Origin of the sequence: Streptomyces sp. NPDC056161 (genome assembly GCF_042268025.1) — a bacterium.
In the GTDB taxonomy this organism is placed as follows: Bacteria; Actinomycetota; Actinomycetes; order Streptomycetales; family Streptomycetaceae; genus Streptomyces.
This window is the reverse complement of the sequence record NZ_JBHJUV010000015.1, coordinates 1-24,412: the sequence shown is the minus strand read 5'-3', so window position 1 is coordinate 24,412 and position 24,412 is coordinate 1. Positions and strand designations below refer to the sequence as shown.

The following is a 24,412-nucleotide window of genomic DNA, read 5'->3' as shown; positions in this document are numbered from 1 at the left end:
GCCCCGCCGGAGTGACCGAGGGGGCGCCCGTGTGGTCGACTTGCCGTACGTCCGCCCACAGACGAGGAGCTACGACATGAGCCGGCCACCCGTGGCGCTCGGCACCTTCCCCACGCCCGTGGAACCGGCACCCCGGCTGGCCGCCGCGCTCGGGCTCGGCCCCGACGACCTGTGGGTCAAACGCGACGACCTGACCGGTCTCGGCGGCGGCGGCAACAAGGTCCGCAAGCTGGAGTGGACCGTCGGCGCCGCGCTCGCCGACGGTGCCGACACCCTGGTGACGACCGGCGCGGCGCAGAGCAACCACGCCCGGCTGACGGCGGCCGCGGGGGCCCGGCTGGGCCTGGACGTCGTTCTCGTACTGGGTGGCCCGGGTGGCCCGGGTGGCTCAGGTGGCGCAGGTGGCTCAGGTGGCTCGCCGGGTGGATCCCGGTCCGGGAACCTGGCGCTCGACGGCCTGTTCGGCGCGCGGCTGGCCTGGGCCGGTGACGTGGACCGGGCGGGTCTGGACGCGGCGGCGGCCGAGGTGTGCGAGCAGCTGCGGGCGGCGGGTGCCCGGCCCGCGCTCGTCCCGTTCGGCGGGTCCAGCACGCTGGGGGCGCGCGGTTATGTGTGCTGCGGAGAGGAGTTGCGCCGGCAGGTGCCGGGACTGCGGACCGCGGTCGTCGCCCTGGGCTCGGGCGGGACCATGGCCGGTCTGGTGGCGTCGCTGGGGGCGGAGGCCGTGCTGGGCGTCGACGTGGGCGCGGTGGCCGACCCGGCGTCCGTCGTCACCGGGTTCGCGGCGCCGCTCACCGCGGAGCCCGTCGCTCCGGAGCGGCTGCGGATCCGCACCGACCAGGTGGGCGGCGGTTATCCGGTGCTCACCCCGGCGGCGGCCGACGCGCTGCGGCTCGCCGCCCGCACGGAGGGACTGGTCGTCGATCCCGTCTACACCGGCCGGGCCCTGGCCGGTCTCGCCGCCGCGGTCCGCGACGGTGACGTCCGGCCCGGCGAACGCACGGTCTTCGTGCACACCGGCGGCCTGCCCGGCCTGTTCGGCCACGCGGCCGCGGTGGCGTACGCCGAGAGCGGCGCGCTGCCGTACCCGGCGGACGACTGACCGCGGCCCCTCGACGGGCAGGCCGCCGCGGGCCCCGGGCCCACCGGTCGGCGAAGGACCGGTCCGCGCGGCCCCGGAGCGCCATGGCCGGAGCGCCATGGCCGGAGCCCGGTCCGGCAGCACGAACGAGGCGGGCAGCCGCACCGGCCCGGCCGCGGGCGGTCCCGGCCCGGCCGCGGGCGGTCCCGGCCCGCCCCCGATCCCGGCCGCGCCGCCGCAAAGCGCCCCCGCGTGTCCGCCCCTGCCGTACGGCAGGGCCTGCCCGGAAAACCCGGTCGACCATCCTGCGGCGGGTGCGCGATGATCTGGTCCGGCCGATTCTCCGGGGGTCCTGCGTGACGTGGTCCGAGCACACGGTGGTACGCGAGGGCGTCCGGATCGCGTGCCGGGACTGGGGCGGCCCGGGACAGCCCGTCGTGCTGCTGCACGGCCTGGCCGGTCACGCGGGTGAATGGGACGTGCTGGCACGGCGGTTGGCCTCCCGCTACCGGGTCGTCGCGGTCGACCAGCGCGGGCACGGCGCCGCCGAGCGCCGCCCGGCGGACGTCTCCCGTGCGGCCTACGTCGCCGACGTGGTCGCCGTCGCCGATCGGCTGGCGCTGCGCCGGCCCGTTCTGGTCGGCCAGTCGCTGGGCGGGCACACGGCCATGCTCACCGCGGCGGCGCACCCGGAACTGGTCCGGGCGCTGGTGCTCATCGAGGCGGGCCCCGGCGGGAATCCGAACGGTCCGGCGGACATCGGCCGTTGGCTCGGCTCATGGCCGACCCCGTTCCCCTCCCGCCAGGCGGCAGCCGAGTTCTTCGGCGGCGGACCGGTCGGCGCGGGCTGGGCGGCCGGGCTTGCGGAGCGTGAGGACGGATGGTGGCCCCGCTTCGACCGGGAGGTGCTGGTCCGCTCGCTGGCGGAGAACGCCCGGCGCTCGTTCTGGAGCGAGTGGGGCCGGATCGTGTGCCCCACGCTGGTGGTCCTGGCGCAGTCCGGCTTCGTCCCGGGACCGGAGGTGGAACAGATGCTCCGGCAGCGGCCCGCCACCACGGCCATGAGCGTCCCCGGCACCGGCCACGATCTGCACCTGGAGCAGCCTGAACCGCTGTACACCGCGCTCTCGCAGTTCTTCGCACGTCTCGCTTGAGCAGCGGGGGACGATCCGCGGAGGCGGCCCGCTCCCTGCCGCGGACCGTCGCGGGCCGCGCTCAGCGCGCCAACAGGTCGTCCAGTTCGGCGGCGTAGAGCAGGGCGGGGTCGAAATCCATTCCCTGGAACTGGCCGGCCAGTTCCAGGGACAGGACGCCGTGCAGCCGGGACCAGACGATGAGGGCCCGGTGCAGGACCGCGGGCGGGGCCGGATGCTCCCCCGCCCACTGCCGGTGGTCCGCGAGGTGGGTGTCGAGCGGTGACTCGGGGCGGTCCGCGGGCAGCGCGGCGCAGGCGTCCAGCAGTACCTCCATGATCTCGGAGGCGATCATGGTGACGTCGCTGGGCGCGTGGTAGCCGGGGACGGGCGTGCCGTAGATGAGGAAGTAGCGGTGCGGGTCCTCCAGGGCCCAGCCGCGCAGGACGTGCGCCAGTCCGGCGAGGTCGGCGCCGGACCCGGCGGCCGCGCTGAAGGTGTCGGCGAGGCTGCGGTACGCGTCGGTGATCAGCTCGGTCATCAGCTCGTCACGGCTGGCGAAATAGCGGTACAGCGCCGGTCCGCTCATGCCCATCCGCTTGGCGATCGCGTTGAGGGACAGCGCGGACGCCCCGGCGGTGGCGACCTGCTCCCACGCGTGTTCCTTGACCTCCGCGCGCACCTGCGCACGGTAACGCTCGCGCGGAGTCTTCGTGCCCGGTGCTGCCATGACCTTCGCCTTCCCGTCCACGTCGCTACAACGCTAAGACTTAGTTAGAGGGTATCACGCAAGCGGTCGGCACCCCTTTCGATCGATCCAGCCCCTCCGGCGAGCACGCCGAGCACCCGTCGACCGACATCTGCACACAGCCCAGTTAGAGGTTGTAGCGAATGCGATTGACCATCACGCCGGCCGTACGTTATAACTTCTAACAGACGCGAAAGTGCATCACCGGAACGCCGAGCGCAGTGGAGGTAGCCGTGAACACCGAGGGAGCCGTCGAGGTCGTCCTGCCGGGCCGGGTCGAGCCGGAGGGTCTGCTGATCCGGTACGGAGCGATCCCCGCACCGGGTCCCGGACAGGTGTTGATCCGTACGGAGGCGACCGGGGTCTCCTTCGCCGAGCAGCAGATGCGCCGGGGCAGGTACTACGACCAGCCCCCGTTCCCGTTCGTGCCGGGCTACGACCTGGTCGGCACCGTGGAGAGGGCCGGCGAGGGCGTCCCGCCCGGCCTGACCGGCGTCCGGGTGGCCGCGGTGGTCAAGGTGGGCGGCTGGGCCAGCCACGTGGTCGTCGACGCGGCCGACGTGGTGGAGGTGCCCGCCGGGATCGGCGCGGCGGAGGCGGAGACGCTCGTGGTGAACGGCCTCACCGCCTGGCAGATGCTGCACCGCAAGGCCCGCGTCCGCGCCGGGCAGACCGTCCTGGTGCTCGGCGCCAACGGCGGGGTCGGCACGGTCCTGGTCCAACTGGCCCGGGCCGCCGGGGTGAAGGTGATCGGCACGGCCTCCGAGCGCCATCACGACGCCCTGCGGGACCTGGGTGTCACGCCCGTCGACTATCGCGCGGGGAACGTCGCCGCACGAGTCCGCGAACTGGCCCCGGACGGGGTGGACGCGGTCTTCGACCACGTCGGCGGCCGCGGCATCGTCGACTCCTGGCGGCTCCTCGCGCCCGGCGGCACGCTCGTCTCCTACGGCACCGCCGCCACCCGCGACGACACGGGCTCCAAGCAGTTGCCGGTGCTCAAACTGCTCGGCCGGCTGTGGCTGTGGCACGCCCTGCCCAACGGCCGCCGCGCCTACTTCTTCAACCTCTGGGCGGGCCGCGCCCTGGCCGAGGACCGCTTCCGGGCCCGGCTGCGGCACGACCTCACCCAGGTCTTCGACGCTCTCCAGCGCGGTGACGTCACCCCGCGGATCGCCGCCCGGCTGCCGCTCACCCGCGTCGCCGACGCCATGCGGCTGGCCGAGTCCGGCACCGTCGCCGGCAAGGTCGTCCTCATCCCCTGAACCGCCGTCTCCGTCCCCATCCCCTGAACCGCCGTCCCTGTCCGACGAACCCACGGGTCCGGCCGACCAGGCAGGCCGGAAACCCGAAAACCCGAAAGGAACCACCCCATGTCCAGCACCCGTACGCACACGTCCACCGAGCAGCGGTCCGGCCGCCGCTCCCTCGGCCCCGCCTCACCGGGTGCCCGCCCCCGGTCCGGCGTGCGCGCCGCCGTGCTCGCGGTCTCGCTCACCACCGTCGGCGTCCTCGGCACCACCGCTGCCAGCGCCCAGGCCGCACCCGCCCAGGGCCGGTCCGTCCACCACGACTCCGCCGTCGAGTGCCGCGGGCAGGGCGTCGACCCCGACGCCCGTATCCGCTACCGCTCCAGCGTCGTGATCAACGCGCCGCTGCGCACCATCTGGAAGGTGCAGACCGATGTGCGGCGCTGGCCGTCCTGGCAGGCCCCCGTCCTCACCATGGAGCGCCTCGGCCCCGGTCCCCTCCGGCCGGGTGCGCAGTTCCGCTGGACGACGCCGGCGCCGGCCACCCCGACGACGCCCGAAACCACGCTCACCATCACCTCCACCGTCCGCCAGATCAAGCAGGGCTCCTGCATCCGGTGGACCGGGCCCGCGATCGGGGACGGACTGCGCATCGACGAGGGGGTCCACGTCTGGACCTTCACCAAGGTCAAGGGCGGCGTGCGCGTCGACACCGAGGAGACCTGGACCGGCGACCAGGTCGAGACCGACGTGCCCACCGCGACGGGAGCCCTCGGCCAGGGCCTCGAACTGTGGCTGCGCGACCTGAAGACCACCGCCGAGGCTGCCTCGCACCACTGAGGAACGAGCGCGCCCTCCACGCCTGTGCGTGCCGAGGGCGCGCTCGTCCGTCCGGCCCGCCGGGCACGACTACGCGCCGGGGTGACCGAGTTCGATGTCGTGGCCCTCGACGTCACCGCCGTCGACCCGCACGCCGACCGCACGGGGCGGGTAGCCGGTCGCGATGACCGAGTAAGGGCCGGTGTCCAGGTCGGAGAAGGCGTACGCCCCGTCGGCCCCGGTGGCGGTCGTCGCGACGACGTTGCCCGCGGCGTCCAGGAGCGTGACCCGGGCGTCGCCCAGCGGGACACCGGAGCCGGACACCGTGCCGCGCACGTACGCCCCGGGCCGCAGTTCGATCTCCACGCGGGTGACTGTGGGGCCGGCCAGGTCGACGGGGAGCGCGGACGGGCGGTGCTCGGACGAGCTGACCGCGAGGGTCACCGTCCCGGGCACCAGATCGCTCACGCTGAACTCGCCGAGCGTGTCGGTCCGTCCGGTGGCCAGGACGTCGCCGCGCACATCGGTGACGACGACGACCGCGCCCGCGACCGGCGCCCCGTTGTCCGCGCTGCGTACGGCGCCGGCCAGCCCGCTGCCGCCGCCGAGCAGGACGTCGTGGATCAGCGGCGCCGCGCCCACCACGAGCGATGCCGCGCGGGGCCGGCAGCCCGCGGCGGACGCGATCAGGATGTACGTCCCCTCCCCCGGCGCGGCGAGCGCGTACGACCCGTCGGAGTGTGCGAGGACCCGGTTCAGCTGGCGTCCGTCGAGTCCGATCAGGGTCACCGGCGCACCGGCCACGGGTACGCCGTCGGCACCGCGGACGTGCCCGCGCACCGGGACACCGGGGCCCGTGTCCACAGCGCTCGGTCCCGCGGCCACCGTCTGCGTACCTCTCGCGTCGGTGGCGGACGCCACCGCGTCCGGCGCCACCACGGTGACCGGCCCGGCGGGGGGCGCGGACGGCTGCGGTACGTCGCCGGGCGACGCGGCGTGCACGGTGTCCGGTCCCACCACGGGCGTGGCCCCGCGGCGCGGGATGAAGGCGGCCACCACGAACGCGAGCACCGCCGCTGCGGAACCCGCGGCCATCACCGTCCTGAAGCCGTTCTCGGAGGGCAGCGCGGTGGCGCCGAAGCGCGTGGTCAGCTGGGCCAGGATCACGCCCGCCACCGCGCTGGCGGTCGAGGTCCCGATGGCCCGCATGAGGGTGTTGAGGCTGTTCGCCGCCGCCGTCGCGGACGGCTCGACGGCGGCCATGACGAGCGCGGGCATGGCGCCGTAGGCCAGGCCGATGCCGGCGCTGATGACGCTGGAGGCCACGACGAGCTGCCAGACGGCGTCCATCAGCACGATGTTGAGGGCGTAGCCGACGGCCACGACCACGGCCCCGCCCATGAGGGTCACCTTCGGCCCGTACGCCTTGGAGACGGCGGCGGACACCGGCGCCACGGCCATCATCACCAGGCCGCTGGGCGCCATGACGAGTCCGGCGTACAGCAGCGACCTGCCCAGGCCGTAGCCGGTCGCCGCGGGCAGCTGAAGCAGCTGCGGCAGTACCAGCGACATCGCGAACATGGAGAAGCCGAAGGCGACCGAGGCGAGGTTGGTCACCAGCACCTGGCGCCGGGCCGTGACCCGCAGGTCCACCAGCGGCTGTGTGGAGCGCAGTTCGAACAGCCCCCACAGGAGCAGCACCACGACCGCGGCGCCGAACAGGCCGAGGGTCGTGCCACCGGTCCAGCCCCAGTCGCCGCCCTTGGAGATCGCCAGCAGCAGGCAGACGAGACCGGCCGCCATGCCGAGGGCGCCGAGCAGGTCGAACCGGCCGCCGGTGCGCACCTTGGACTCGGGTACCACCGACAGGACCAGCACGGCGGCGACGAGGCCGAGCACGGCCGAGGTCCAGAACAGCATGTGCCAGTCGTAGCGGTCGGCGATGAGGGCGGCGGCGGGCAGCCCGAGGGCACCGCCGACGCCCAGGGAGGCGCTCATCAGGGCGGTGGCGGAGCCGAGCCGTTCGGCGGGCAGCTCGTCCCGCATGATGCTGATGCCGAGCGGGATCACCCCGGCCGCCAGGCCCTGCAGCGCCCGGCCGACGATCATCGGCGCGAGCGTGTCGCTCAGCGCGGCGATGACCGATCCGACGACCAGCATGACGAGGCTGGTCAGCAGCATCAGGCGCTTGCCGTACATGTCGCCCAGTCGGCCCACGACGGGCGTGGCGACGGCGGAGGCGAGGAGTGTGGCGGTGACCGCCCAAACCGCGTTCGACGCCGGAGCGTGCAACAACTCGGGCAGTTGGGGCACGATCGGGATCACCAGGGTCTGCATCAGCGAGACGACGATGCCGCCGAGGGCCAGCACCGCGACGACGAGGTTCGTCCGCGGCACCGCGGGCTCGTACGGCCGCACGGTCTCGGCGGGCCGGGGTTGCGCATGGGCCATGGTCGGGCCTCCGTCCGGGCACTCTGATCTCACGACTGCGTCCACTCTAATTCAATTGATTGACTTAAGTAAGGAGAATCGCACCTGCCCGCCGGAGCGGAATCCGCGGCACGCCCGCCCGGCCGCCCACGGGCGGAGGGCCGTCGCACAGGTCGGCGAGCGGAACCATCGACCCCTCCGGAGTCATGGTCATCTCATCCGCCCTGTCCCGGCCGTCCCTCTGCGGGCGCTCGGGTCCGAGCGGCTTCAGCAGGCCGGCCGTCACGCCGTGGGGTCGGCTGTTCAGCCTTGCGTACCGCTGCCGCCGGGCGCGGGCGAGGCAGGCGCGTTGGAGTTGCCGTCCTTGCCGTAGCCGAGCAACGGACCGAGGGTGTCCGGCTCCGCGGCCACACCGATCACGACGGACTCGGCGGCCCCGCCGCCCTCCCCGCTGCCGCCGGGTACCGAACAGGCCGCGCCGCCTGCGACCAATGCCGCTACCACTGCGGCGGCTTGTATTCGTCGGGTGGGACGGGAACGCAGGGTGCCTTCGGCGCTGCGGGGGAACGGGGCGCAGGGCGGGTTCAGTCGTGCACGTGGGTGGACGAGGTGTCCGTCGGAGGTACGGTGCGGCCCCCGTCGTTTCCGCTGATGACCACGGCGATCAGAACGACGATCGCGCCTGCTGCGGCGAGGCGGCCGGTCAGGCGTAGGGCCCAGCCCGCCGACGACCCGGTGTGGGCACGAAGGCCGCGCAGTTTCTCCGAGCGCCTGGCGGGTTGGAGGAGGCGCATCAGGAGGATCGCGGCGATGGGGAGTTGGAGCAGCCAGATCGCGGTGCGGAACCAGCCGTCGTACCAGACGTTCGTTCCGTAGAGGAGCGTGTGCCAGACGCTCAGGGCGTAGCCGACGATCACGCAGCGGTGCAGGACACGCCAGGTTCTGGGGCCGATGCGGTGCCTGACGTAGAACAGCAGGCCGAGGGGGACGGCCAGGTAGAGGGCGGCTTGCCCGAGGGGGATGGCGAGCTTGCCGGTGCCCGAGTCGTAGCCGCCCGGGACGAAGGTCTCCACGAAGGCCGTGGCGATCGCGGAGGGCCGGCCTGCGGTGTCGGAGCGGACAAGTTGGGCGGCGAACAGCAGCGCGTGCGCGGCGATGAGAGCGATGGTGTTGAGGCTGGTGGTGCGGTGCAGGCTTTCGAGGCGCCGGCCGGAGAGCCGTGGCCAGGAGGGGCGGGGGCCGGAGAGCGTCAGTCCGAGGACGACGGTGATCCAGGCCCACAGCAGCGCGGACCAGCCGAATGCCTGGCTGAGGAAGTACATCCAGAATTCGCCCTCGTCGGCCATGAAGGGCATGACGGAGACGGTCGAGGAGGTCTCGGCCCGGATGCGGGCGTAGAGGAGGGCGAAGACGGCGGCGGTCACCACCAGCGCGATCAGGCCGTCCGGCAGGGCGGCGCGCAGATCGGACCGTAACGTCGTACGTCGCTGCTGCCGGTCATCGGCGTCCGTGGCAGGGTCGTCGGCCGGTTCGGAATCGGGTTGCGTCGGCGATGACGTCATCGTGCGGCCTTTCGTCGCTTCGGCTGGTGAGCGGGTGCGTCGCCCTTCCAGGCGGGGGTGTGCGAGGTCGCGCTGTTGGATGAGTCGGGGAGGCAGAGACGAAAGTTCCCTTCGTTGTCGTGTGTTGTGAGTCACTCTGCGGTGGGCTTCGTCTCCCCTCGCGACGGCTGCTGCTGCCGCGGTGTCGGCGAGTGTTCGATGCCGGGCTCCGAGGTGTGGGGTCGGCCCCTGGCGCGGCGGTGCCGCGTCGTGGCCGTGAGCAGGACGGGAAGGACGAGGGCCTGGAGGCACACGGTCAGCCAGAATCCCCGGGCCGAGCCGATGGCTTCCGCCGCCGCGTACAGTTGGCCGCCGGCCACCGCGCTGCCGAACGCCCCGAGGCCGGCCGCCAGCCGCTGGCGGCCGAAGACGGCGGCGGGTGCCGCGGCGGAGCGGGCCAGCGCCTCCAGGTCGTTCTTGAGGAACAGCACCGCCTCGCCCACGCACATGAACACGGCTCCTGCACCGATTCCCGCGTACCCGCCGACCGCGATGACCGCCGTCCCGGCCGCCATGCTCCCGAAGCCCACCGCCATGGCGTCCCGGTGGCGCAGTGCGGCGATCCTCCGTGACAGCAGCGGCTGTGCGACGACAAGGAGGCAGGCGTAGCCCGTCAGCACCGCTGCGTAGTAGGTCGCGGAGGTGCGCGGGACGGCGTAGAGCGCCAGGTAGTGCTGGAAGAACATGAAGACGTACACGCTCAGGACGGTCACGGCGAAGGGCGGCGGGCCGTCGTGGTGGTGTGCGGGGGCAGGGGAGCCACCGGGGATGGCCCGCACGTCGTCGGCTGCGGGCAGCGCAGAGGGCCGGCGCGGCGCGGAAGGCCGGGGCAGCAGCGCGTGTCCGAGGGCGACGAGCGCGAACAGCGCGGTGACACCGGCGAAGAGCACGGCGGGCGAGCCCAGCACGAAGGGCGCCGCGGCCGGTGGCCCGAGGGCGATGCCCGCGTTGAAGGCCGATCCGCTCGCCGACAGCAGCCGGGGCCGGTCCGCCTCGTCGGCGCCCTCCACCAGGTACGCCTTGTTCGCAGGGAGATAGACGGCCGCTCCCGCGGAGACCAGGAACAGGGCGCAGACCGCGAGCCCGGGGTGGGCCATCCCGGGCACGAACGCCGCGAATCCGGCCGTGCGCACGGCCAGCGCGATCAGCATGGTGGCCCGGAGACCGACGCGCCCGGCGAGCGCACCGGTGAACGCTCCGCCGGAGAACTGCACCAGCGAGGCCACGGCCAGCACGACGCCGACCGTGCCGAGGCCCAGTCCGAGTCTCCGGTGCAGCAGCACCGACATGTACGGCAGGACGGCGAAGCTGCCCAGGGTGATCAGGAACGAGGCGGTCAGCAGGAACGCCTGCGGACCCGTGACCCTCCGCTGCCTCCGCCGCCCGGCCGGGGGGTTACGGCCCACGGTCGGCGACGACGGGAACCACCCGGGTCGCCGCGCTCCACGCCCGGTGCTGCGCCAGTTCGGCCGTCGCGGCCTCGGCCAGCACGATGCCGGTGCAGCCACGCTGGTCCCCCACATACGGCAGCGCGTCCCCGGCCGCCCTGGTCGGGTACCACCGCACGTCGCCCGGGAAGGCCGCCAGCTCCGCCAGCCCGTGCCAGCAATTCAGGACTCCCGGCCGGTCCGCGTAGACGAGGACGAAGGCGTGCGCGGGTCCGGTGTGGTCGAGCGGCGCGTCCATGAGGCCGGGTCTGCGGCCCAGGGCCTCCTCCATCATCGCCGTGTACACGTTCGTGCCGAGCGAGCGGCACAGGACCTCCCCCACCAGGGCTCCGCCGATCCTGCGGTTGATCTCGACCAGTTCCGGGCCCTCGGCGGTGAGGATGAACTCCACATGGGCGAAGCCGCGGTGATGGCCCGCCGCGTGCAGGACGTCCGCGACCCATCGCTCGACGCCGTCCGACTCCGCCCGCGGCAGAGCTACGGGGAAGGCGGCGGCCTCCTCCCGTACCGCAGGCTGCCGGGAGGTCTGCCGGCTCAGCACGCCCAGCAGCCGGGTGGCACCGTCCCAGCTCAGCGTCTCCGCGCTGTACAGCGGTCCGGCCAGGAACGCCTCCGCGAACAGCTCACCCATGAACCGCCGGCCGCCGGCTTGGGCGAGAGCGCGCCGCAGCGACTCCTCGTCCTGGGCGATCCAGACGTTGCGCGAGGAGGTCCCCGAGGAGTCCTTGAGCACCGCGGGCAGCCCGACCGCGCGGCGCACGTCCGCGGCGCTGTCCGGACTCGGCGCCACGCGCACGGCGCCGCTCCGGCTCAGCCCTCCGCGGTGCAGGAGCTCGCGCACCCGGTACTTGTCACGCAGCAGCCGTACCGCTGCCGGATCCGGACCCGGCAGCCCGAACTCGGCCGCGAGGTCGGCGGCCGGCACGCTCCAGGTGTCGGTCGTGTTGAGCAGGCCCGCCAGGCCGGGAACGGAGGCCAGCGCCCGGCGGGTCGCCGTCTCGTCGAAGGTGTCGACGTCGATGACGGTGAGCGCGTCGTCCGGCAGGGTGTCGAGTTCGTGCCGGTACACGGACCGGTCCGCGGTGAGCAGACACAGCTTGTGTCCGGTCCCTCCGGCTGCCGCGGCCATGCGGCCCAGGCCGAAGGACAGGGATTCCAGTGCCGCGATGGTCACGGCGTCACCTCCACGGACGGGACGGGTCCGGTGCCGACCCCGATCTCATCCGTGCGCCCGACAGGTCTGCCGGCCTGCGGATCGGGCCGCCGCGCCCAGTCCATCACCGACCAGGGCGGACGCAGTTCGTCGAGCGCGCGGATGCGCAGCGGCCGAAGCGTGTGCATCTCCTTGGCCTCGGTGTGCCTGGCGAAGACGCGTTCCGCGTACCGGTGGCCGGTGTCCGCACCGAGCACGAGGTGGACCCGTCCGGGATCGCGGTCCGTCTCCCAGGAGGCGACCAGGTGCGCGGCCCCGGTGGACAGTCCGGCGAAGACCGCGTGCTGTCGCAGGAGGCCCACCGCGCCGGCCATCGCGTGCCGGAAGTCGACCCAGTGCATGGTGTCGTACAACTCGTGACGGACGTTCCCGAACGGGATGGAGCTGCCGATTCCGGCGATGATCGCCTCCGGGTCGCTGAATCGCTCACTGCCGAACGTGACGCTGCCGAACGGCTGGATCCCCACCAGCCGCACCTCCCGCCCCGTCTCCCGCAGGGCCTGCACCAGTCCGCCGGTGGAGGCTCCGGTGCCGACGGCACCGACGACGGTCAGGGACGAGCCCGGCAGCGTCCCGGTGACGAGGTCGGCGAACTCGCGGTATCCGGCGTAGTGAATCGCGTCGTGGTACTGCCGCATCCAGTAGAAATCGGGGCGGTCGGCGAGCAGCTTGCGTACGTGGCGGACACGGCGCTCCTGGTCGAGCCCGAGGTTCTGCGACGGAGGCATCTGGTCCACCGTCGCCCCCAGGACCTCCAGTTGCGCGCGCATGACGGAGTCGACCGTCGTGGACGCCACGATGTGGCATCGCAGGCCGTAGCGGTGACAGGCCAGGGCGAGCGCGAGGGCGTAGATGCCGCTCGAACTGTCGATCAGGGTCTGCCCCGGGGCGATCCGTCCGCGGTGCAGCAGGGTGCGGACGGCGCCCAGTGCCGCGTAGACCTTCATGGTCTCGAACCGGGCGAGCACGGCGTGCGCGCCGAGCCGGACGAGGGCCGGGGCCTTGATGGCGTCGGTGATGTGCTCGTGGACCGGTGCGACGGCGGCCGGGGGCGACGTGGCGGAGGCCGGTCCCGCTCCGCCCGCTCGTTCGGGCGGATGGGCCGGTGCCGGCTGGCGCGTGCGGTCGTGGTTCTCGTGGTGCCGTGACATGTCGTACCGGTCCTCCAGACTGCGGGTGCGGGGCAGTTGGCCACGATCGGGAGGCGGCAGGCGCCTGTGGGGGGGGCTGCCGTCCGGGCCGGGCGGCGGACCGCGGGGAAGGGCACCGGGCCGCCGGGAGCCGCGTGCGGACATCACCGGCGGCGTCACTTCTTGCGGCCGCGGACGATCAGCCGCCGGGAGTGGTTGTCGTAGGCGCAGCCGTCGAAGCCGCCGAAGCAGTCCACGTCCGTGAATCCGGCGGCCACGAACAGGTCGTGCAGTTCGGCGGCGCTGTAGAGGTACGAGGTCAGGGAAGCCGTGCGGGCCGTTGTGCCCCGCACCAGCGTCCAGTCGGTACGCAGTCTGCGCCAGCTGTCGAGGACGACGTCCCGCTGGACCACGTACGAGCCGTCCGGCAGCTCCACGGCCTGGGGGCGTCCGATCCAGCCGGCCAGGACCTCCTTGCCCATGACGTCCACCAGCAACTGTCCGCCGGGGACGAGGCTGTCCCACGCGTTGCGCAGAACCTGGAGGTTGTCGCCGGGATCGTCGAAGTACCCGAACGACGTGAACACGTTGAGGACCACGTCGAACGCGTCGGGAGCGGTGTAGGTGAGCATGTCCGCCCGTTCCAGCCGCACGTCGGCACCGGCCGCGTCGCACGTGCTCCGCGCCCGCGCCAGCATCGGCTCGCTGAGGTCCACCCCTGTGACGTCGAACCCCCGGCCGGCCAGCGGCACCAGGAACAGACCCGGGCCGCAGCACAGGTCGAGCACCCGCGCCCCGGGGGTGAAGTCCAGGAGGGGCGATGTGGCCACCAGTTCGGCCACGGTCTCCCCACGCGCGGGGGAGAACATCGCGGGCGCGAAATCGGACCACAGGGAATCGTCCTCGTACCACTTCATGACGCTCGGCCTCCACCTGGAATCCCGTGGGTCCTGGTCGTGAACTCCTGTCACGCATCGTCAATTGAGTAGTCGGCCGCTTCCGGCAGGTAGTTCCCGGTCGATGGCAGCGGTGTGGATCGCGGGCTTCGGCGTCGCCCCGTGGTCCTGTCCCAACTCCCCCTCGCCTCCGAGCCGTTGCGGGGAGCTGTCACAGCAACCGGAGGCTTCCGACCGTCATCCGTACTGATCGGCAACGGCACCCGTGACGACGAGGGACGCGGATGCGAGGATGAGCCCGCCATGACTGCCGGGTGGTGCTGTCGCGCGTTACGGGCCGCGGTGTTCGCGGCCGTCTGCACGCTGCTCGCAGCCCTGGGACATCGGATGATGTCGGGTTCCGCGGCGCCCTGGTGGGCAGTCGCCGCGGCACTCAAAGGGGTCGGCGGCGCGGCGTGGTGTCTGACCGGGCGCGAGCGCGGACTCCCCACGGTCGTCTCCGCCGCGGTGGCCGCCCAGATCGTCCTGCACATGTGGTACTCGTCGGCCCAGGCCGTGATGCGGTCCCCGCAGCCGAATCCGGCCCCCTCCGTCGCTCATTGCCATGCCATGTCCCACGGCAGGCCGCTGGACCGCGTGTCGGACCCGGGCCGCATGGCCCACGACATGGCGGACGCGTCATCGACCGGCATGCTCGCGGCCCACGTACTGGCCGCGCTGCTGTGCAGCCTGTGGCTCGCCCACGGCGAACGCGCCGCCTTCCGCATCCTGCGGACACTCGCCGGCTGGCTCGTCGCACCGCTGCGCCTGCCGCTCGGGCTGTCCGCTCCGCCGCACCGGCCGCGCATCCGCCTCCGCCGGAGCCGGTCCGACCGCACACCACGGCAGTTCCTCCTCGTCCACACGCTCACTTCTCGGGGTCCGCCGGGCACGGCCGCTGTCGCCTGACAGCCGGTTTCCCGATGCCTCCCGGCGCACGCCGCGTCCGGGCGGCTCGGGCATCGGCCGCACGCCTCCGTGCGGCGGCTGTACCTCCTTCGCCTCCGCGTGACCGCACGCCATCCCCCGGACCGCCGTCCGCCGCGGGCCCGGACACCCGAGAAGGACACCAGATGATCACTCCTGCCCTTCCCGTCCCGCCCGACGACTCGACGACGGCCTGGGCGCTCGCCGCCCGCGGTGGTGACACCGAAGCCGTCGAGCGGTTCGTCCGGGCCCTGCACCGAGATGTCCGCCGGTACGTGACCAGCCTCGGCGCCGACCCGCAGTCCGCCGACGACCTCACCCAGGACACGTTCCTGCGAGCCCTCAGCGCCCTGCACCGTTTCGAAGGCCGCTCCTCGGCCCGTACCTGGCTGCTGGCCATCGCCCGGCGCGCGGTGATCGACAGCTTCCGGTACGCCGCCACCCGGCCGCGCCTTTCGGACATCGACGACTGGCAGTCCGTCGCGGAGCACGCGCAACCCGAGGGTCTGCCCGGTTTCGACGACGGCGTCGCACTCGCCGATCTGCTGGCCGGCCTCTCCACCGAGCGCCGGGAGGCGTTCGTCCTCACCCAGGTGCTCGGGCTGTCCTATGCGGAAGTGGCGGTGCTCAGCAACTGCCCCGTGGGGACGGTGCGTTCCCGGGTGGCACGCGCTCGCGCCTGCCTGATCGCGTGGCTGCACGAGGCCGAGCACCCGGTGCCGGCGGACACCGCGGTCTGACCGCCGCTCCCACGGGAAGGACCGACCGCATGGAACGAACCGGCCCACGGAAAGAACGAGGCGACTCCGTCCTCCGCTGAGAGGACGCTGCCTCGACGGGACAAGGGCTCCTGCGAGCACTTCCTCGCGGGAGCCCGACCCGGGCACCGCTCCCGGCGATGTCCGTCCGGGAATCGTTGGGCGAGGGCAGCGAAATTCGCGACCGCCGTGCAACCGCGTCTGTCCCGAGTGCCGCCGAGCAGCGGCACGGGCGGCTTCGTCGCCCCTCCTGCGGGCGAGGCCGCCCGCACGGCGACAGGCTCCGGCTCTGACGGGTTCCGGGTGGAGAGCGCGTACTGATTTCCGTACCCCCCGGTGGCCATGGAAGTACGGATGCAAGGATGGGGCCGCAATGACGGTTGGGTGGTGTTCTCGCACGGTACGGTCCGCGGTGTTCGCGGCCGTCAGTGTGCTGCTCGCCGCTTTGGGGCACGTCATGATGTCGGGGACCGCGGTGCCCTGGTGGGCCATGGTCGCGGGCGCGGTGGCAACAGGCGGCACGGCCTGGTGGTTGGCCGACCGGGAACGCGGTCCGCTTCTCGTCGTCTCCGTCGCGGTGGCCGTCCAGGCGGTACTCCACTCGTCGTTCTCCCTCGCCCAGGCTTTCCAGTACCCGGCGCCGTCCGGCGGGAGGTCGCTCGCGCAGCAGTGGCTCACCTACCTCCTGTGCGGTTCCCCGGCGGGATCCGCCGGGATGGACGGCCCCACGGCGATGTCCATGGACCCCACGCATCACGACATGAGTGCCATGCATTCCATGGGAGCCATGGGCTCGATGGCCTCCATGGGGCCGATGGACCACATGAACGCGGGGTCGATGGAGTCCGCCGGACATGACATGGCGGGCATGGCGGGTATGTCCTCGACGGGCATGCTCGTGGCACACCTGCTGGCCGCGCTCCTGTGCGGCCTGTGGCTCGCGTACGGCGAACGCGCCGCGTTCCGCATCCTTCGGGCGCTGGCCGGTTGGATCTTCGCACCGCTGCGCCTCTTCCTCCGGCTGCCCCCGCTGCCGCACAAACCGCGTGTCCTGGCCCGCAGAGCTGATGCGGACCGGGCACCGCGACACCTCTTCCTCACCCACACGATCACCTCTCGGGGGCCGCCCGCCGGAACCGCTGTCGTGTGATGACAGCCGGCTCCCCGAGGCCGTCCCCAAGACGCTGAGCCGTCGGCTCCCTGCCTCGGGCACCGGTCGTGCGCTTCCCGCACGGCCGTTCACCCCACCACCGGTTCCCGCCGCCGCCCGCCGCCCTGCGGCCTGCGGCCTGCCGGACACCGGATTCCTGATCCCGAGAAGGACAGACACCAGGTGATCACTCCTGCTCTGCTTCCATCGAGCGAACAGCCGAGGGAAGAGATGATCACGGCCTGGGCCCTCGCCGCGCGCAGCGGCGACCCGCGTGCCGTCGATCTCTTCGTACGTGCCCTGCACCGCGACGTCCGCCGCTACGTGACGTACCTCGGCGCCGACCCCCAGAACGCCGACGACCTGACCCAGGACACCTTCATGCGGGCCCTGGGCAGCCTGTACCGGTTCGAAGGACGGTCCTCGGCCCGTTCCTGGCTGCTCTCCATCGCCCGCCGCACCGTCGTCGACAGCATCCGCTACAGCCGGTCCCGGCCGCGCCTCTCGGACACGGACGACTGGCAGTCGACCGCCGAACGCGCCCAGCCGAGCGATCTGCCCGGCTTCGACGAAGGCATCGCACTCGCCGAACTGCTCCAGACGCTTCCCGACGACCGTCGGGAAGCGTTCGTCCTCACCCAGATGGTGGGACTTCCCTACGGGGAGGCGGCGCTCGTCAGCGACTGCCCGATCGGCACGGTGCGCTCGCGGGTCGCCCGCGCCCGCACCTCTTTGATCGCGTGGCTGGACGAGGCCGAGCATTCCGCCCCGGTGACCACGGCGGCCTGACCGGTCGCTCGACGATGGCCCGGATCACCAGGTGATCCGGGCCTTACGCAGGCCGAGCATCGTGCGGGTGCTGTTCGAGTCGTAGCCGGCGTCCAGGTGGACGGTGACCTCGTCGGGCGACGGACCCAGGTCGTTCAGGCGGTCCGCAACGCGCGTGCCGGCAATGGCTGAGGAATTCTTCTCACGGAGCCTCTGCGCACGGATGGCGAGAGCTTGGGCACTCAGATGCTGTTGGCGATGCGCTCGTGGTCCCGTTCGCCCTCACGGGTCTGGATACCAGCGGCGAGCAGCTTGTGGGCGAGCTCGGTGACCTCATCGCCGAACGCCGCGAACAGGCCCTCGTTCTCAACGGCGTACGCCGCACGCGGAATCGGCGGCGCGACCGCGTCGACCGCAGCCTTCGTGATGGAGATCACCTCCGGCCGGAGGCCGGCGATCCGTCGGGCGAGGGTGCCGACGAAGGAATCGAGTTCTGCGGCCGGCAGGGCACGGTTGATCAGGCCGTACCGTTCCGCGAGCTCCGCGCCGACGAGTTCGGCGCCGAGGATGAGCTCCAGCGCGCGGGCCCTTCCTGCCAGGCGCGTCATGTTCACCGTGCCGCCGCCTCCGGGGAGGATCCCCATCAAGGACTCCGGCTGCCCCTGCCCCGACTTGCCGATCGCCGCGAATCGCATGTCCAGGTACATGAAGAACTCGTTGCCCGCGCCGCGCGCGAAGCCCGCCAGCTTGCCGATGGTGACCTGCGGCAGCGAGCGGACCTCCTCGCTCATCGCCTGGAGGATGTTCATGCCTTCCGGGACGGTCGAGCCCGGCGCGGCCGCGATCGCGGCGCGAGTGGCTGCGGGCAGCGCGTCAGGGTCGGTGAGGTAGGCCATGTCACCGTGCGCAACGAAGAACTCCGGGTCAGCGCTCTCGAAGACGATGACGCGGACGTCGGCGTCGTCCCGCACACGCGCGACGAATGCCCGGAGTGACGGCAGGAGGACCGCGTCCATCAGATTGAGCGGCGGGTGATCGATTGTCACCGTCGCGACCCCGTCCGAGACGTCGATCGTCAGGGCGGGAAGGTCTTCGTAGCTCATGAGGTGGCTCCATATCGCGGTAAGGGACGGCCCGTGACCTGACCGGGCCGTCGACTGGGAACAGTCGCGAATCTCAGCATCGCGACTGACACTGAGTATCAGGTTAGGAACCTGTATCCAAAGAAGCAAACGAGTGTGTCGGAGTACACTCGTCGCCATGAGCGCAGCGCCAGTCGGTACCCGTGAGATCAGCCGCCACGCGGTGCGAGCAGAGCTGGCCCGCGTCGCGTTCAACCGGTTCTGCCTCACCGGCTTCAACCAGGTCACCTTCGCCGACCTCTCCGAAGCCGCCGGAGTGTCGCGGAGCACCTTCCTGCGCTACTTCGGCACCAAGGAAGACGTGGTCCTGTTCGTCTTCGACCCTGTCGGTGACGTCATCACTGACGCGCTCGATGCCGAGCGGGCCAACCAGGACGACTGGAGCAGGCTGCGCAACGCCCTGGAGTCAGCCGTGAGGTTCCTCGTGCGCGACGTCCAGGAACTCGTGACGATCCTCGGCCTCATCGAGCAGACCCCAGCCCTGTGCGCACGCCTCCGCGAGAAGCAGACTGAGTGGCGACCGGAGATCGTCGCCCGACTGCAGAAGACAACCCCCTCGACCGACGGGTCATCGGTCATCGCCAATGTTCGCGTAGCGGCGGCGCTCGAAATCTTGTGGATCGTCCTCGGGCAATGGAGTGCGAGCGACGGCCAAGAGGACCTCGGCAAACTGCTGGACGCTGCGTTCGCCGCCTTCTAGACCCGGCATGCCAGCAGACGGACGCTCCGTTGTAAAGGGCCGAGGCGGCGGCTTCCTCGGCGGTGCCGAAGCAGCCGAAAGGAGTGGTCGACCCGGCGGCGGTGATCGCGTCGTCGAAGGCCGGCCCCGGCCGTGAGCGCAGGAGTGGGGTGTCGATCCGGCCGAAGCGGACGGTGTCCACGCGCAGCCGTGCAGGGCCGCCGAGGCCGCCACAGCACCTGTCTGCGCGGCCTCTGCGTGCCTTGAAGGTCAGCTGGTCGGTGTCGTCGGGCCGTTGACCGAAGGCCACGTCGAAGTCCTCGTACTGGCCCGGGTCGATCTTGCCGCCGGTCCAGGTGATCTCGGAGACGGCGTCGGCACGAACGCGACCGCCCAGCGCAGCAGCGACCACACCGCGGCCTCGCCGCACCGCAGCCACCAGGCCGGCACCACGGCCGCCCGGACATGGGCGGCGGTGGCGTGCGGCGTCAGCGCGTGGGCACGGGTCATCCGCATGCCGTGCATGACCATTCCCGCGTGGTACGGCTGGACAGTGCGGAACACCGGGTGCAGCCCGCACTGGACGGCGAGCATCGCACCGCCGATCCCGCCGGGCGACCGCTCCCGGCCACCCAGCAGGCAGCCGACCGCGACACATCGGTTGCCCCGCGGCCGGCCCGCCCGACCGGCGGCACCTTGTGGCCGGTGTACAGGGTGCGACGCCGTCCTCGGACGGATCCGTGCCGAGCAGTCGACCGCAGAGTGGAAGGCCGTGCACGGGCGTCGAAGGCCGGTACAACATACGGCGGCTGCTGTCGCCCGGTGGCCTGGGGCACCGCCGAGTATCCGAACATGTCGATCACGTGGGTGTACCGAGACGCACCCGAACTCGGGCTCATCCCCTGGAAATTCGGGAACGGACGCGGTGCCGAGTCGCAGTTCAAGATCACCGATGTGCACGCCTGGGCCGGCCCGGCAGTGCCCCGGGTCGAACGGTGGACCCTGAGGGTCTCGACGGCCATCGCGTGACCTGGAGGATCTCGACGGCCGCCGCGTCGGGCCGCGGGAACCGCCTGTGCTCGGCCGCGGCCCGGCGGGAGCCGGCCGCGGGCGGTCGCCGCGCCGCGTCGGCGCCGGGGTCACGTCGGCGCCGGGGTCACGTCGCCGTGGTCAGCCCGGTGCCGCCGCGCGGACGTGGGCCCGGTACCAGGGGGCCCAGGACGCCATGTGGTGCAGCGGGTCCGGGTCGTACGGCACCTCGGCCAGCCGCCACACCCGTTCGCTGCTGAACCAGTTGTCCTGTGCGAGGAGTTCGAACTGGCGTCGGCTCACCCGGCTGCCCGAGGCGGCCAGGTGCTCCAGACAGCTGGGCCAGCTCAGGTCCCGGTCGGGGACGGCGGGCAGGACCCCGTGGGCGACGAGGGCGTTCAACAGGTCGCCCGAGCGCACCGGACGGGGGTGGCTCGCGTGCTGGACCGATGGCCCCGGCAGACCGGGGGCGTCCAGGGTGGCGGTGATCAGCCGGGCCAGGTCCTCCACGGCGACGAGGGACGTCAGTCCGCGCCCCTCGTCCCAGCGGGCGGGGACGGAGCGGAGCAGTTCGGCCAGCGCGGGCACCACCCACCGGTCCCCGGCACCGAGGACGAGCCCCGGACGCAGCACCACCGCACCGGCGTCCAGGGCGGCCCGCTCCCCGGCGAGACGGGTCGAGCTGGCCGCCGAGACCGGGGACGGCTCCACGTCGCCGACCTCCGGTCCCCGATGCGGTCCGCGGCCGTACACGGCGGCCGTGGACAGCTGGGTCACGCGCCGTACGCCGGACCGGACCGCCTCGGCCATGAGCCGGGCCGTGCCGTGCACGTTCACCGCGGTGCACGCGTCCGCGTCGCCGCCGACCAGGGAGGCCAGATGGAGCACCGCGTCCGCGCCCACGCACACGTCGCGCAGCGAGTCCGGCGCCGCCAGGTCGGCCCGGAACCACTGCGCGCCCGCCCCGATCAGTGCCTCGGGCGGCCGGCGTGCCACGACGCGCACCTGCCATGCCGGGTCCCGCAGCAGCAGCTCCGCGACCCGGGAGCCGATGAAGCCGGTGGCTCCGGTGAGCACCACCCGGCGTTGTGTCCCGTGCGTCACGCCCGTCCCACTTCCTGACTCCTTCGCTTCCTCTGCTGCATCCTCTGCATCCTCTGCTTCCTCACGGCCGGCGCAGGCCCGCGCCCGCTCTCGACGACGCTCCGCGGCGGGGTCTCGGCGCGGGCCTGCCGGGGCCGCGGACGGCACTCCGGCAGCCGACGCGGACGGGGAAGCCGACGGAGATCCGAAACCCCGGCTCACCCTGGCAGGCTCCGCCCGCCGGCCAGGGACGTACCCGCCCCGAAGCGCCGGCCTCCCGGCCCCGCGGCCCGGCGGACGCCCGCCCGCGACCGCGTGGTGTGCCGCGGCTCTCCCCCGGGCGCCAACACGACGTCCGCGAACCGACTTCCGCCAACTGCTGCCGCCCCGCAGCCTCTTGGGCCGCCGTCCGCCTTCGCCACGCCGCCCAAAGTTACAAACAGAACGCCCCCCATGTCACACGGGCACCTATTACCGTGTCCGGCGGCTGCTTCGGCCCGACGGGAGACCCAAGGGGAACACATCATGTCCGTACGGAACGAGATCGACGACCGTCCCGCCGCCAGGGACGTCATGGACGACCTGACACCGGTGGTGCCCTGGCAGGTGCACAAGGACCACGCCGAGGAGGTCTACCTCACCGACTGGCGCCCGGCGGGCCAGGACCGCTTCCGCATACGCGCGCGCCGGCCGGACGACCACGCCTTCTACCGCCTCGGGGTGGTCCTGGACCCGCTGCTGCTGTGCGAGACCGTCCGGCAGACCTTTCCGCTGCTGTGCCACACCGCCTACGACGTACCGCTCGGACACCAGCTCATCTGGGAGCGGTTCGGCTACCGGATGGCCGACGCGGCCCTGGCGGGCGTGGACCGCGGCCGGGACCTGACGCTGGACGTCCGCTGCTTCGACATCGATCGCCGCGGCACCCGTCCCGCCGCCCTCTCGCTGCACGCCCGGGTGTGCTGGGGCGGGGAGCCCGTGGCCACCGCCGAGACCCGGTTCACGGTGCAGTCGCCGGCCGTCTACCGGCGGCTGCGCGGCGGCTACGCCGACGCCGGGAGCGCCATGGCCCGCGCCGTGCCGGTGCCGGCCCCGGACCCGCGCACCCGGTCCGGCCGGAACCACGCCCGCGACCTGGTGCTCGCCGCACGCGGCACCGACGGCAGACAGCTGCGGGTCGACACCGCCCATCCGCTCTACTTCGACCACCCCGTCGACCACGTTCCCGGCATGGTGCTGCTGGAGGCGGCGCACCAGGCCGTGGGCGGCGTGGACGTCACCGCTCTGGACTGCGCCTTCCACCGGTACGTCGAACTCGACAGCCCCTGCACGATCACCACGGTGCCGCCGGACGAGGAGGACGGGGAGCGCCGCACCCGGATCGCGGCCGTGCAGGGCGGCGAGGTCCGCTTCACCGCCACGGTCGCCGCCCGGGCCGGCGCCGTCACGCAGGCGTCCGGCCGCGACTGACGGGGCGTCCGGCCGCGACTGTCCTTCCTCGGGCCGTCCGTCGGACGCCGCGGATCCGTACCGGGGGCGTACCCGGGCCGGGTCAGGCCCGGACCGGGCCCGGCAAAATAGTAGCCATGTACATAGTAGCCATGTACGGTATCGGCATGAGCAAGGGTTCCGAGGGGGCCACGCCGGGGTTCCTGGTGTGGCGTCTGTCCACGAAGTGGCGGGTCGCGGTCGACCGTGCGGTGGCTCCGCTGGGGCTCACCCACGCGCAGTACTCGCTGGTGGCCTCGCTGTACGGCATGCACCGCGCCGGCCGGCAGCCCAGCCAGCGCCAACTCGCCGACCACACGGGGCTCGAAGCCCTGTACGTGTCCAAGCTGGCGCGCGGACTGGAGTCCGCGGGGCTCGTCGACCGCACCCGGGACCCGGACGACCCGAGAGCCGTCCGGCTCTCCCTCACCGAGCAGGGCCAGGACGTGACCCGGCGGGCGATCCACGTCGTCCACGGTCTGCTGCAACAACTCCTGGCACCGCTCGGCGGGCTCGACGGGGAGCGTACCCGGGAGTTCACCCGCGACCTGACGGCCCTGCTCGACGCGCCACTCGACCCGTTCCACACGACCGACAACGAGACGGAGCAGTCATGACCACCCCCGCACCCACCGTCGGCGGCCGCGCCATCGGCCTCGCCCACTACGCGTCGCGCGCGGTCCTGGAGCAGGTGCTGGACCCGCACGGCCTCACCTTCCTGCGGTTCGTCACATTGCGGCTCACGGCCCTGGCGGACGGGCCGGTGGAAGCCGACCGGCTCGTCGGCGAGGTGGTCGACGCCGTCAAGATCGACGCGGCGGACGCGCACCGCACCGTCGCGGAACTGATCGACGCGGGGCTGGTGACGCCGCGGGAGCCGTCCGGCGTGCTCGTCACGGACGCCGGACGCGAACTGCACGCCAGGGCTTCGGCCGAGACCGCGGTGGTCTCGGCCCGGATCTACGACGGCATCCCGGCGCAGGACCGGGCCGTGGCGGGCCGGGTGCTGGCCCTGGTCACCGAGCGGGCCAACGCCGAACTGGCCGCCTCCCGGACGTGATCGGAGGCCGCGGCGGCATCCGGCGGAAAGCAGTGGAATATTGAACCATCCGGCTCCGTTGTGTGCGGCGAAGGAGGTCGGAGTGGAGACGACGGAGACGACCGAGACGACGTACTACGACCACGGCACCCCGGCGGAGCGCTGGGAGCGCGGGCAGCAGTTCTTCGACGCCCAGGACTACGCGGGCGCGGCGCGCGTGCTGGCCGGGCTGGTCGAGGAGGTGCCGGAGCAGACCGGACCCCGGCTGCTGCTGGCCCGCTCCTACTACCACTCGGCCCAACTGCGCCGTGCCGAGGCCGAGTTGCGCGTGATCGTGGAGCGCGACCCGGTGGAGCACTACGCCCGGCTGATGCTGGGCCGCACCCTCCAGCGGCAGGCGCGGCACGGTGAGGCCGAGACGCACCTGCGGATCGCCGCGGCGCTGGCGGGCGACCCGGGCGAGGAGTGAACGACCCGGCCGCGGGGGCCGGGGCGGGTGGGGCCGGGCCCGCCGCCGGGTGGCGGGAGCCGGCCCGCCCCGGGCGCCGGGGGCCCCACGGG

The 24,412-nt window shown here is 72.8% G+C and carries 23 protein-coding genes and 2 pseudogenes; 14 read left to right on the top strand and 11 right to left on the bottom strand.

Going from position 1 to position 24,412, the window contains the following annotated elements:
- The first annotated feature begins 76 nt into the window (after nt 1-76).
- Entirely contained in the window at nt 77-1,102 is a 1,026-nt protein-coding gene (locus tag ACFC09_RS16010; protein ID WP_376528074.1) for a pyridoxal-phosphate dependent enzyme, read from the top strand.
- Nucleotides 1,103-1,437: 335 nt separating this feature from the next.
- Nucleotides 1,438-2,235 carry an alpha/beta fold hydrolase gene (locus ACFC09_RS16005; protein ID WP_376528072.1) on the top strand — a complete coding sequence of 266 codons (798 nt, stop codon included), beginning with the start codon at nt 1,438-1,440 and terminating at the stop codon, nt 2,233-2,235.
- Nucleotides 2,236-2,296: 61 nt separating this feature from the next.
- Here the strand turns inward: ACFC09_RS16005 and ACFC09_RS16000 are convergent, their stop codons facing one another.
- Nucleotides 2,297-2,944, bottom strand: coding sequence for a TetR/AcrR family transcriptional regulator (locus ACFC09_RS16000; protein ID WP_376528069.1), 648 nt, complete (start codon nt 2,942-2,944; stop codon nt 2,297-2,299).
- Between the two features lie 251 nt (nt 2,945-3,195).
- Here ACFC09_RS16000 and ACFC09_RS15995 point away from each other — a divergent pair, with 251 nt between their 5' ends.
- The gene (locus tag ACFC09_RS15995) at nt 3,196-4,227 is read left to right on the top strand and encodes a medium chain dehydrogenase/reductase family protein (RefSeq protein WP_376528067.1); all 1,032 of its coding nucleotides are present in this window, start codon (nt 3,196-3,198) and stop codon (nt 4,225-4,227) included.
- Nucleotides 4,228-4,335: 108 nt separating this feature from the next.
- Entirely contained in the window at nt 4,336-5,052 is a 717-nt protein-coding gene (locus ACFC09_RS15990) for an SRPBCC family protein (protein ID WP_376528064.1), read from the top strand.
- A gap of 69 nt (nt 5,053-5,121) precedes the next feature.
- On the opposite strand, the gene ACFC09_RS15985 is transcribed toward ACFC09_RS15990, so the two are convergent.
- From ACFC09_RS15985 to ACFC09_RS15955, 7 genes and pseudogenes are all read right to left on the bottom strand, one after another.
- The gene (locus ACFC09_RS15985; protein WP_376528061.1) at nt 5,122-7,482 is read right to left on the bottom strand and encodes an MFS transporter; all 2,361 of its coding nucleotides are present in this window, start codon (nt 7,480-7,482) and stop codon (nt 5,122-5,124) included.
- 330 nt (nt 7,483-7,812) lie between these two features.
- A pseudogene (locus tag ACFC09_RS15980) lies at nt 7,813-8,004 on the bottom strand (ABC transporter substrate-binding protein); the annotation flags it as partial.
- 41 nt (nt 8,005-8,045) lie between these two features.
- Entirely contained in the window at nt 8,046-9,023 is a 978-nt protein-coding gene (locus tag ACFC09_RS15975; RefSeq protein ID WP_376528058.1) for a ferric reductase-like transmembrane domain-containing protein, read from the bottom strand.
- Between the two features lie 131 nt (nt 9,024-9,154).
- On the bottom strand, nt 9,155-10,468 hold the full coding sequence (locus ACFC09_RS15970) for an MFS transporter (RefSeq protein ID WP_376528055.1): 1,314 nt from the start codon (nt 10,466-10,468) through the stop codon (nt 9,155-9,157).
- Nucleotides 10,458-11,684 carry an ATP-grasp domain-containing protein gene (locus ACFC09_RS15965; protein WP_376528052.1) on the bottom strand — a complete coding sequence of 409 codons (1,227 nt, stop codon included), beginning with the start codon at nt 11,682-11,684 and terminating at the stop codon, nt 10,458-10,460. Before ACFC09_RS15965 ends, ACFC09_RS15970 begins: the two co-directional genes overlap by 11 nt.
- Complete coding sequence (locus ACFC09_RS15960) at nt 11,681-12,874, bottom strand: pyridoxal-phosphate dependent enzyme (protein ID WP_376528050.1); 1,194 nt, start codon at nt 12,872-12,874, stop codon at nt 11,681-11,683. The genes ACFC09_RS15965 and ACFC09_RS15960 overlap by 4 nt, the downstream gene beginning before the upstream one ends.
- Before the next feature lie 155 nt (nt 12,875-13,029).
- Nucleotides 13,030-13,770, bottom strand: coding sequence for a class I SAM-dependent methyltransferase (locus ACFC09_RS15955; protein WP_376528047.1), 741 nt, complete (start codon nt 13,768-13,770; stop codon nt 13,030-13,032).
- Between the two features lie 282 nt (nt 13,771-14,052).
- Between ACFC09_RS15955 and ACFC09_RS15950 the strand changes: the two genes are divergently transcribed.
- The 4 genes from ACFC09_RS15950 to ACFC09_RS15935 all read left to right on the top strand — a co-directional run bounded on the left by ACFC09_RS15950 (nt 14,053) and on the right by ACFC09_RS15935 (nt 17,412).
- On the top strand, nt 14,053-14,697 hold the full coding sequence (locus ACFC09_RS15950; protein WP_376528044.1) for a hypothetical protein: 645 nt from the start codon (nt 14,053-14,055) through the stop codon (nt 14,695-14,697).
- Between the two features lie 164 nt (nt 14,698-14,861).
- Nucleotides 14,862-15,455: a sigma-70 family RNA polymerase sigma factor gene (locus ACFC09_RS15945; RefSeq protein ID WP_376528041.1), complete on the top strand. Its 594-nt coding sequence runs from the start codon at nt 14,862-14,864 to the stop codon at nt 15,453-15,455.
- Nucleotides 15,456-15,846: 391 nt separating this feature from the next.
- The gene (locus ACFC09_RS15940; RefSeq protein ID WP_376528038.1) at nt 15,847-16,623 is read left to right on the top strand and encodes a hypothetical protein; all 777 of its coding nucleotides are present in this window, start codon (nt 15,847-15,849) and stop codon (nt 16,621-16,623) included.
- Between the two features lie 183 nt (nt 16,624-16,806).
- Nucleotides 16,807-17,412 carry a sigma-70 family RNA polymerase sigma factor gene (locus ACFC09_RS15935; protein WP_376528036.1) on the top strand — a complete coding sequence of 202 codons (606 nt, stop codon included), beginning with the start codon at nt 16,807-16,809 and terminating at the stop codon, nt 17,410-17,412.
- Between the two features lie 221 nt (nt 17,413-17,633).
- Here the strand turns inward: ACFC09_RS15935 and ACFC09_RS15930 are convergent, their stop codons facing one another.
- Entirely contained in the window at nt 17,634-18,494 is an 861-nt protein-coding gene (locus ACFC09_RS15930; RefSeq protein ID WP_376528034.1) for an enoyl-CoA hydratase/isomerase family protein, read from the bottom strand.
- Between the two features lie 157 nt (nt 18,495-18,651).
- On the opposite strand from ACFC09_RS15930, the gene ACFC09_RS15925 reads away from it, so the two are divergent.
- Entirely contained in the window at nt 18,652-19,233 is a 582-nt protein-coding gene (locus ACFC09_RS15925; protein WP_376528033.1) for a TetR/AcrR family transcriptional regulator, read from the top strand.
- A 220-nt stretch (nt 19,234-19,453) separates the two neighbouring features.
- On the opposite strand, the pseudogene ACFC09_RS15920 reads toward ACFC09_RS15925, so the two are convergent.
- A pseudogene (locus tag ACFC09_RS15920) lies at nt 19,454-19,588 on the bottom strand (DUF1775 domain-containing protein); the annotation flags it as partial.
- Nucleotides 19,589-20,064: 476 nt separating this feature from the next.
- Between ACFC09_RS15920 and ACFC09_RS15915 the strand changes: the two are divergent.
- Nucleotides 20,065-20,241 (top strand): hypothetical protein, encoded by a 177-nt coding sequence (locus ACFC09_RS15915; protein WP_376528031.1) that lies wholly within the window; start codon nt 20,065-20,067, stop codon nt 20,239-20,241.
- 141 nt (nt 20,242-20,382) lie between these two features.
- On the opposite strand, the gene ACFC09_RS15910 is transcribed toward ACFC09_RS15915, so the two are convergent.
- Entirely contained in the window at nt 20,383-21,345 is a 963-nt protein-coding gene (locus ACFC09_RS15910; RefSeq protein WP_376528029.1) for an NAD-dependent epimerase/dehydratase family protein, read from the bottom strand.
- A gap of 504 nt (nt 21,346-21,849) precedes the next feature.
- Here ACFC09_RS15910 and ACFC09_RS15905 point away from each other — a divergent pair.
- From ACFC09_RS15905 to ACFC09_RS15890, 4 genes are all read left to right on the top strand, one after another.
- A complete protein-coding gene (locus tag ACFC09_RS15905) occupies nt 21,850-22,794 on the top strand; it encodes a ScbA/BarX family gamma-butyrolactone biosynthesis protein (protein ID WP_376528027.1) in 945 nt (314 codons plus the stop codon).
- 146 nt (nt 22,795-22,940) lie between these two features.
- Nucleotides 22,941-23,429: a MarR family winged helix-turn-helix transcriptional regulator gene (locus tag ACFC09_RS15900; protein WP_376528026.1), complete on the top strand. Its 489-nt coding sequence runs from the start codon at nt 22,941-22,943 to the stop codon at nt 23,427-23,429.
- On the top strand, nt 23,426-23,872 hold the full coding sequence (locus ACFC09_RS15895) for a MarR family winged helix-turn-helix transcriptional regulator (RefSeq protein ID WP_376528025.1): 447 nt from the start codon (nt 23,426-23,428) through the stop codon (nt 23,870-23,872). The genes ACFC09_RS15900 and ACFC09_RS15895 overlap by 4 nt, the downstream gene beginning before the upstream one ends.
- A gap of 82 nt (nt 23,873-23,954) precedes the next feature.
- Nucleotides 23,955-24,320, top strand: a complete 366-nt coding sequence (locus tag ACFC09_RS15890; RefSeq protein WP_376528023.1) for a tetratricopeptide repeat protein — start codon at nt 23,955-23,957, stop codon at nt 24,318-24,320.
- The last annotated feature ends 92 nt before the right edge of the window (nt 24,321-24,412 follow it).

What these genes read in the sequence shown, in the direction of transcription:
- ACFC09_RS16010 (WP_376528074.1), top strand. Translation starts at nt 77, where the DNA reads ATGAGCCGGCCACCCGTGGCGCTCGGCACCTTCCCCACGCCCGTGGAA.
- ACFC09_RS16000 (WP_376528069.1), bottom strand. Translation starts at nt 2,944, where the DNA reads ATGGCAGCACCGGGCACGAAGACTCCGCGCGAGCGTTACCGTGCGCAG.
- ACFC09_RS15990 (WP_376528064.1), top strand. Translation starts at nt 4,336, where the DNA reads ATGTCCAGCACCCGTACGCACACGTCCACCGAGCAGCGGTCCGGCCGC.
- ACFC09_RS15985 (WP_376528061.1), bottom strand. Translation starts at nt 7,482, where the DNA reads ATGGCCCATGCGCAACCCCGGCCCGCCGAGACCGTGCGGCCGTACGAG.
- ACFC09_RS15975 (WP_376528058.1), bottom strand. Translation starts at nt 9,023, where the DNA reads ATGACGTCATCGCCGACGCAACCCGATTCCGAACCGGCCGACGACCCT.
- ACFC09_RS15960 (WP_376528050.1), bottom strand. Translation starts at nt 12,874, where the DNA reads ATGTCACGGCACCACGAGAACCACGACCGCACGCGCCAGCCGGCACCG.
- ACFC09_RS15955 (WP_376528047.1), bottom strand. Translation starts at nt 13,770, where the DNA reads ATGAAGTGGTACGAGGACGATTCCCTGTGGTCCGATTTCGCGCCCGCG.
- ACFC09_RS15950 (WP_376528044.1), top strand. Translation starts at nt 14,053, where the DNA reads ATGACTGCCGGGTGGTGCTGTCGCGCGTTACGGGCCGCGGTGTTCGCG.
- ACFC09_RS15945 (WP_376528041.1), top strand. Translation starts at nt 14,862, where the DNA reads ATGATCACTCCTGCCCTTCCCGTCCCGCCCGACGACTCGACGACGGCC.
- ACFC09_RS15940 (WP_376528038.1), top strand. Translation starts at nt 15,847, where the DNA reads ATGACGGTTGGGTGGTGTTCTCGCACGGTACGGTCCGCGGTGTTCGCG.
- ACFC09_RS15930 (WP_376528034.1), bottom strand. Translation starts at nt 18,494, where the DNA reads ATGAGCTACGAAGACCTTCCCGCCCTGACGATCGACGTCTCGGACGGG.
- ACFC09_RS15925 (WP_376528033.1), top strand. Translation starts at nt 18,652, where the DNA reads ATGAGCGCAGCGCCAGTCGGTACCCGTGAGATCAGCCGCCACGCGGTG.
- ACFC09_RS15915 (WP_376528031.1), top strand. Translation starts at nt 20,065, where the DNA reads ATGTCGATCACGTGGGTGTACCGAGACGCACCCGAACTCGGGCTCATC.
- ACFC09_RS15905 (WP_376528027.1), top strand. Translation starts at nt 21,850, where the DNA reads ATGTCCGTACGGAACGAGATCGACGACCGTCCCGCCGCCAGGGACGTC.
- ACFC09_RS15900 (WP_376528026.1), top strand. Translation starts at nt 22,941, where the DNA reads ATGAGCAAGGGTTCCGAGGGGGCCACGCCGGGGTTCCTGGTGTGGCGT.
- ACFC09_RS15895 (WP_376528025.1), top strand. Translation starts at nt 23,426, where the DNA reads ATGACCACCCCCGCACCCACCGTCGGCGGCCGCGCCATCGGCCTCGCC.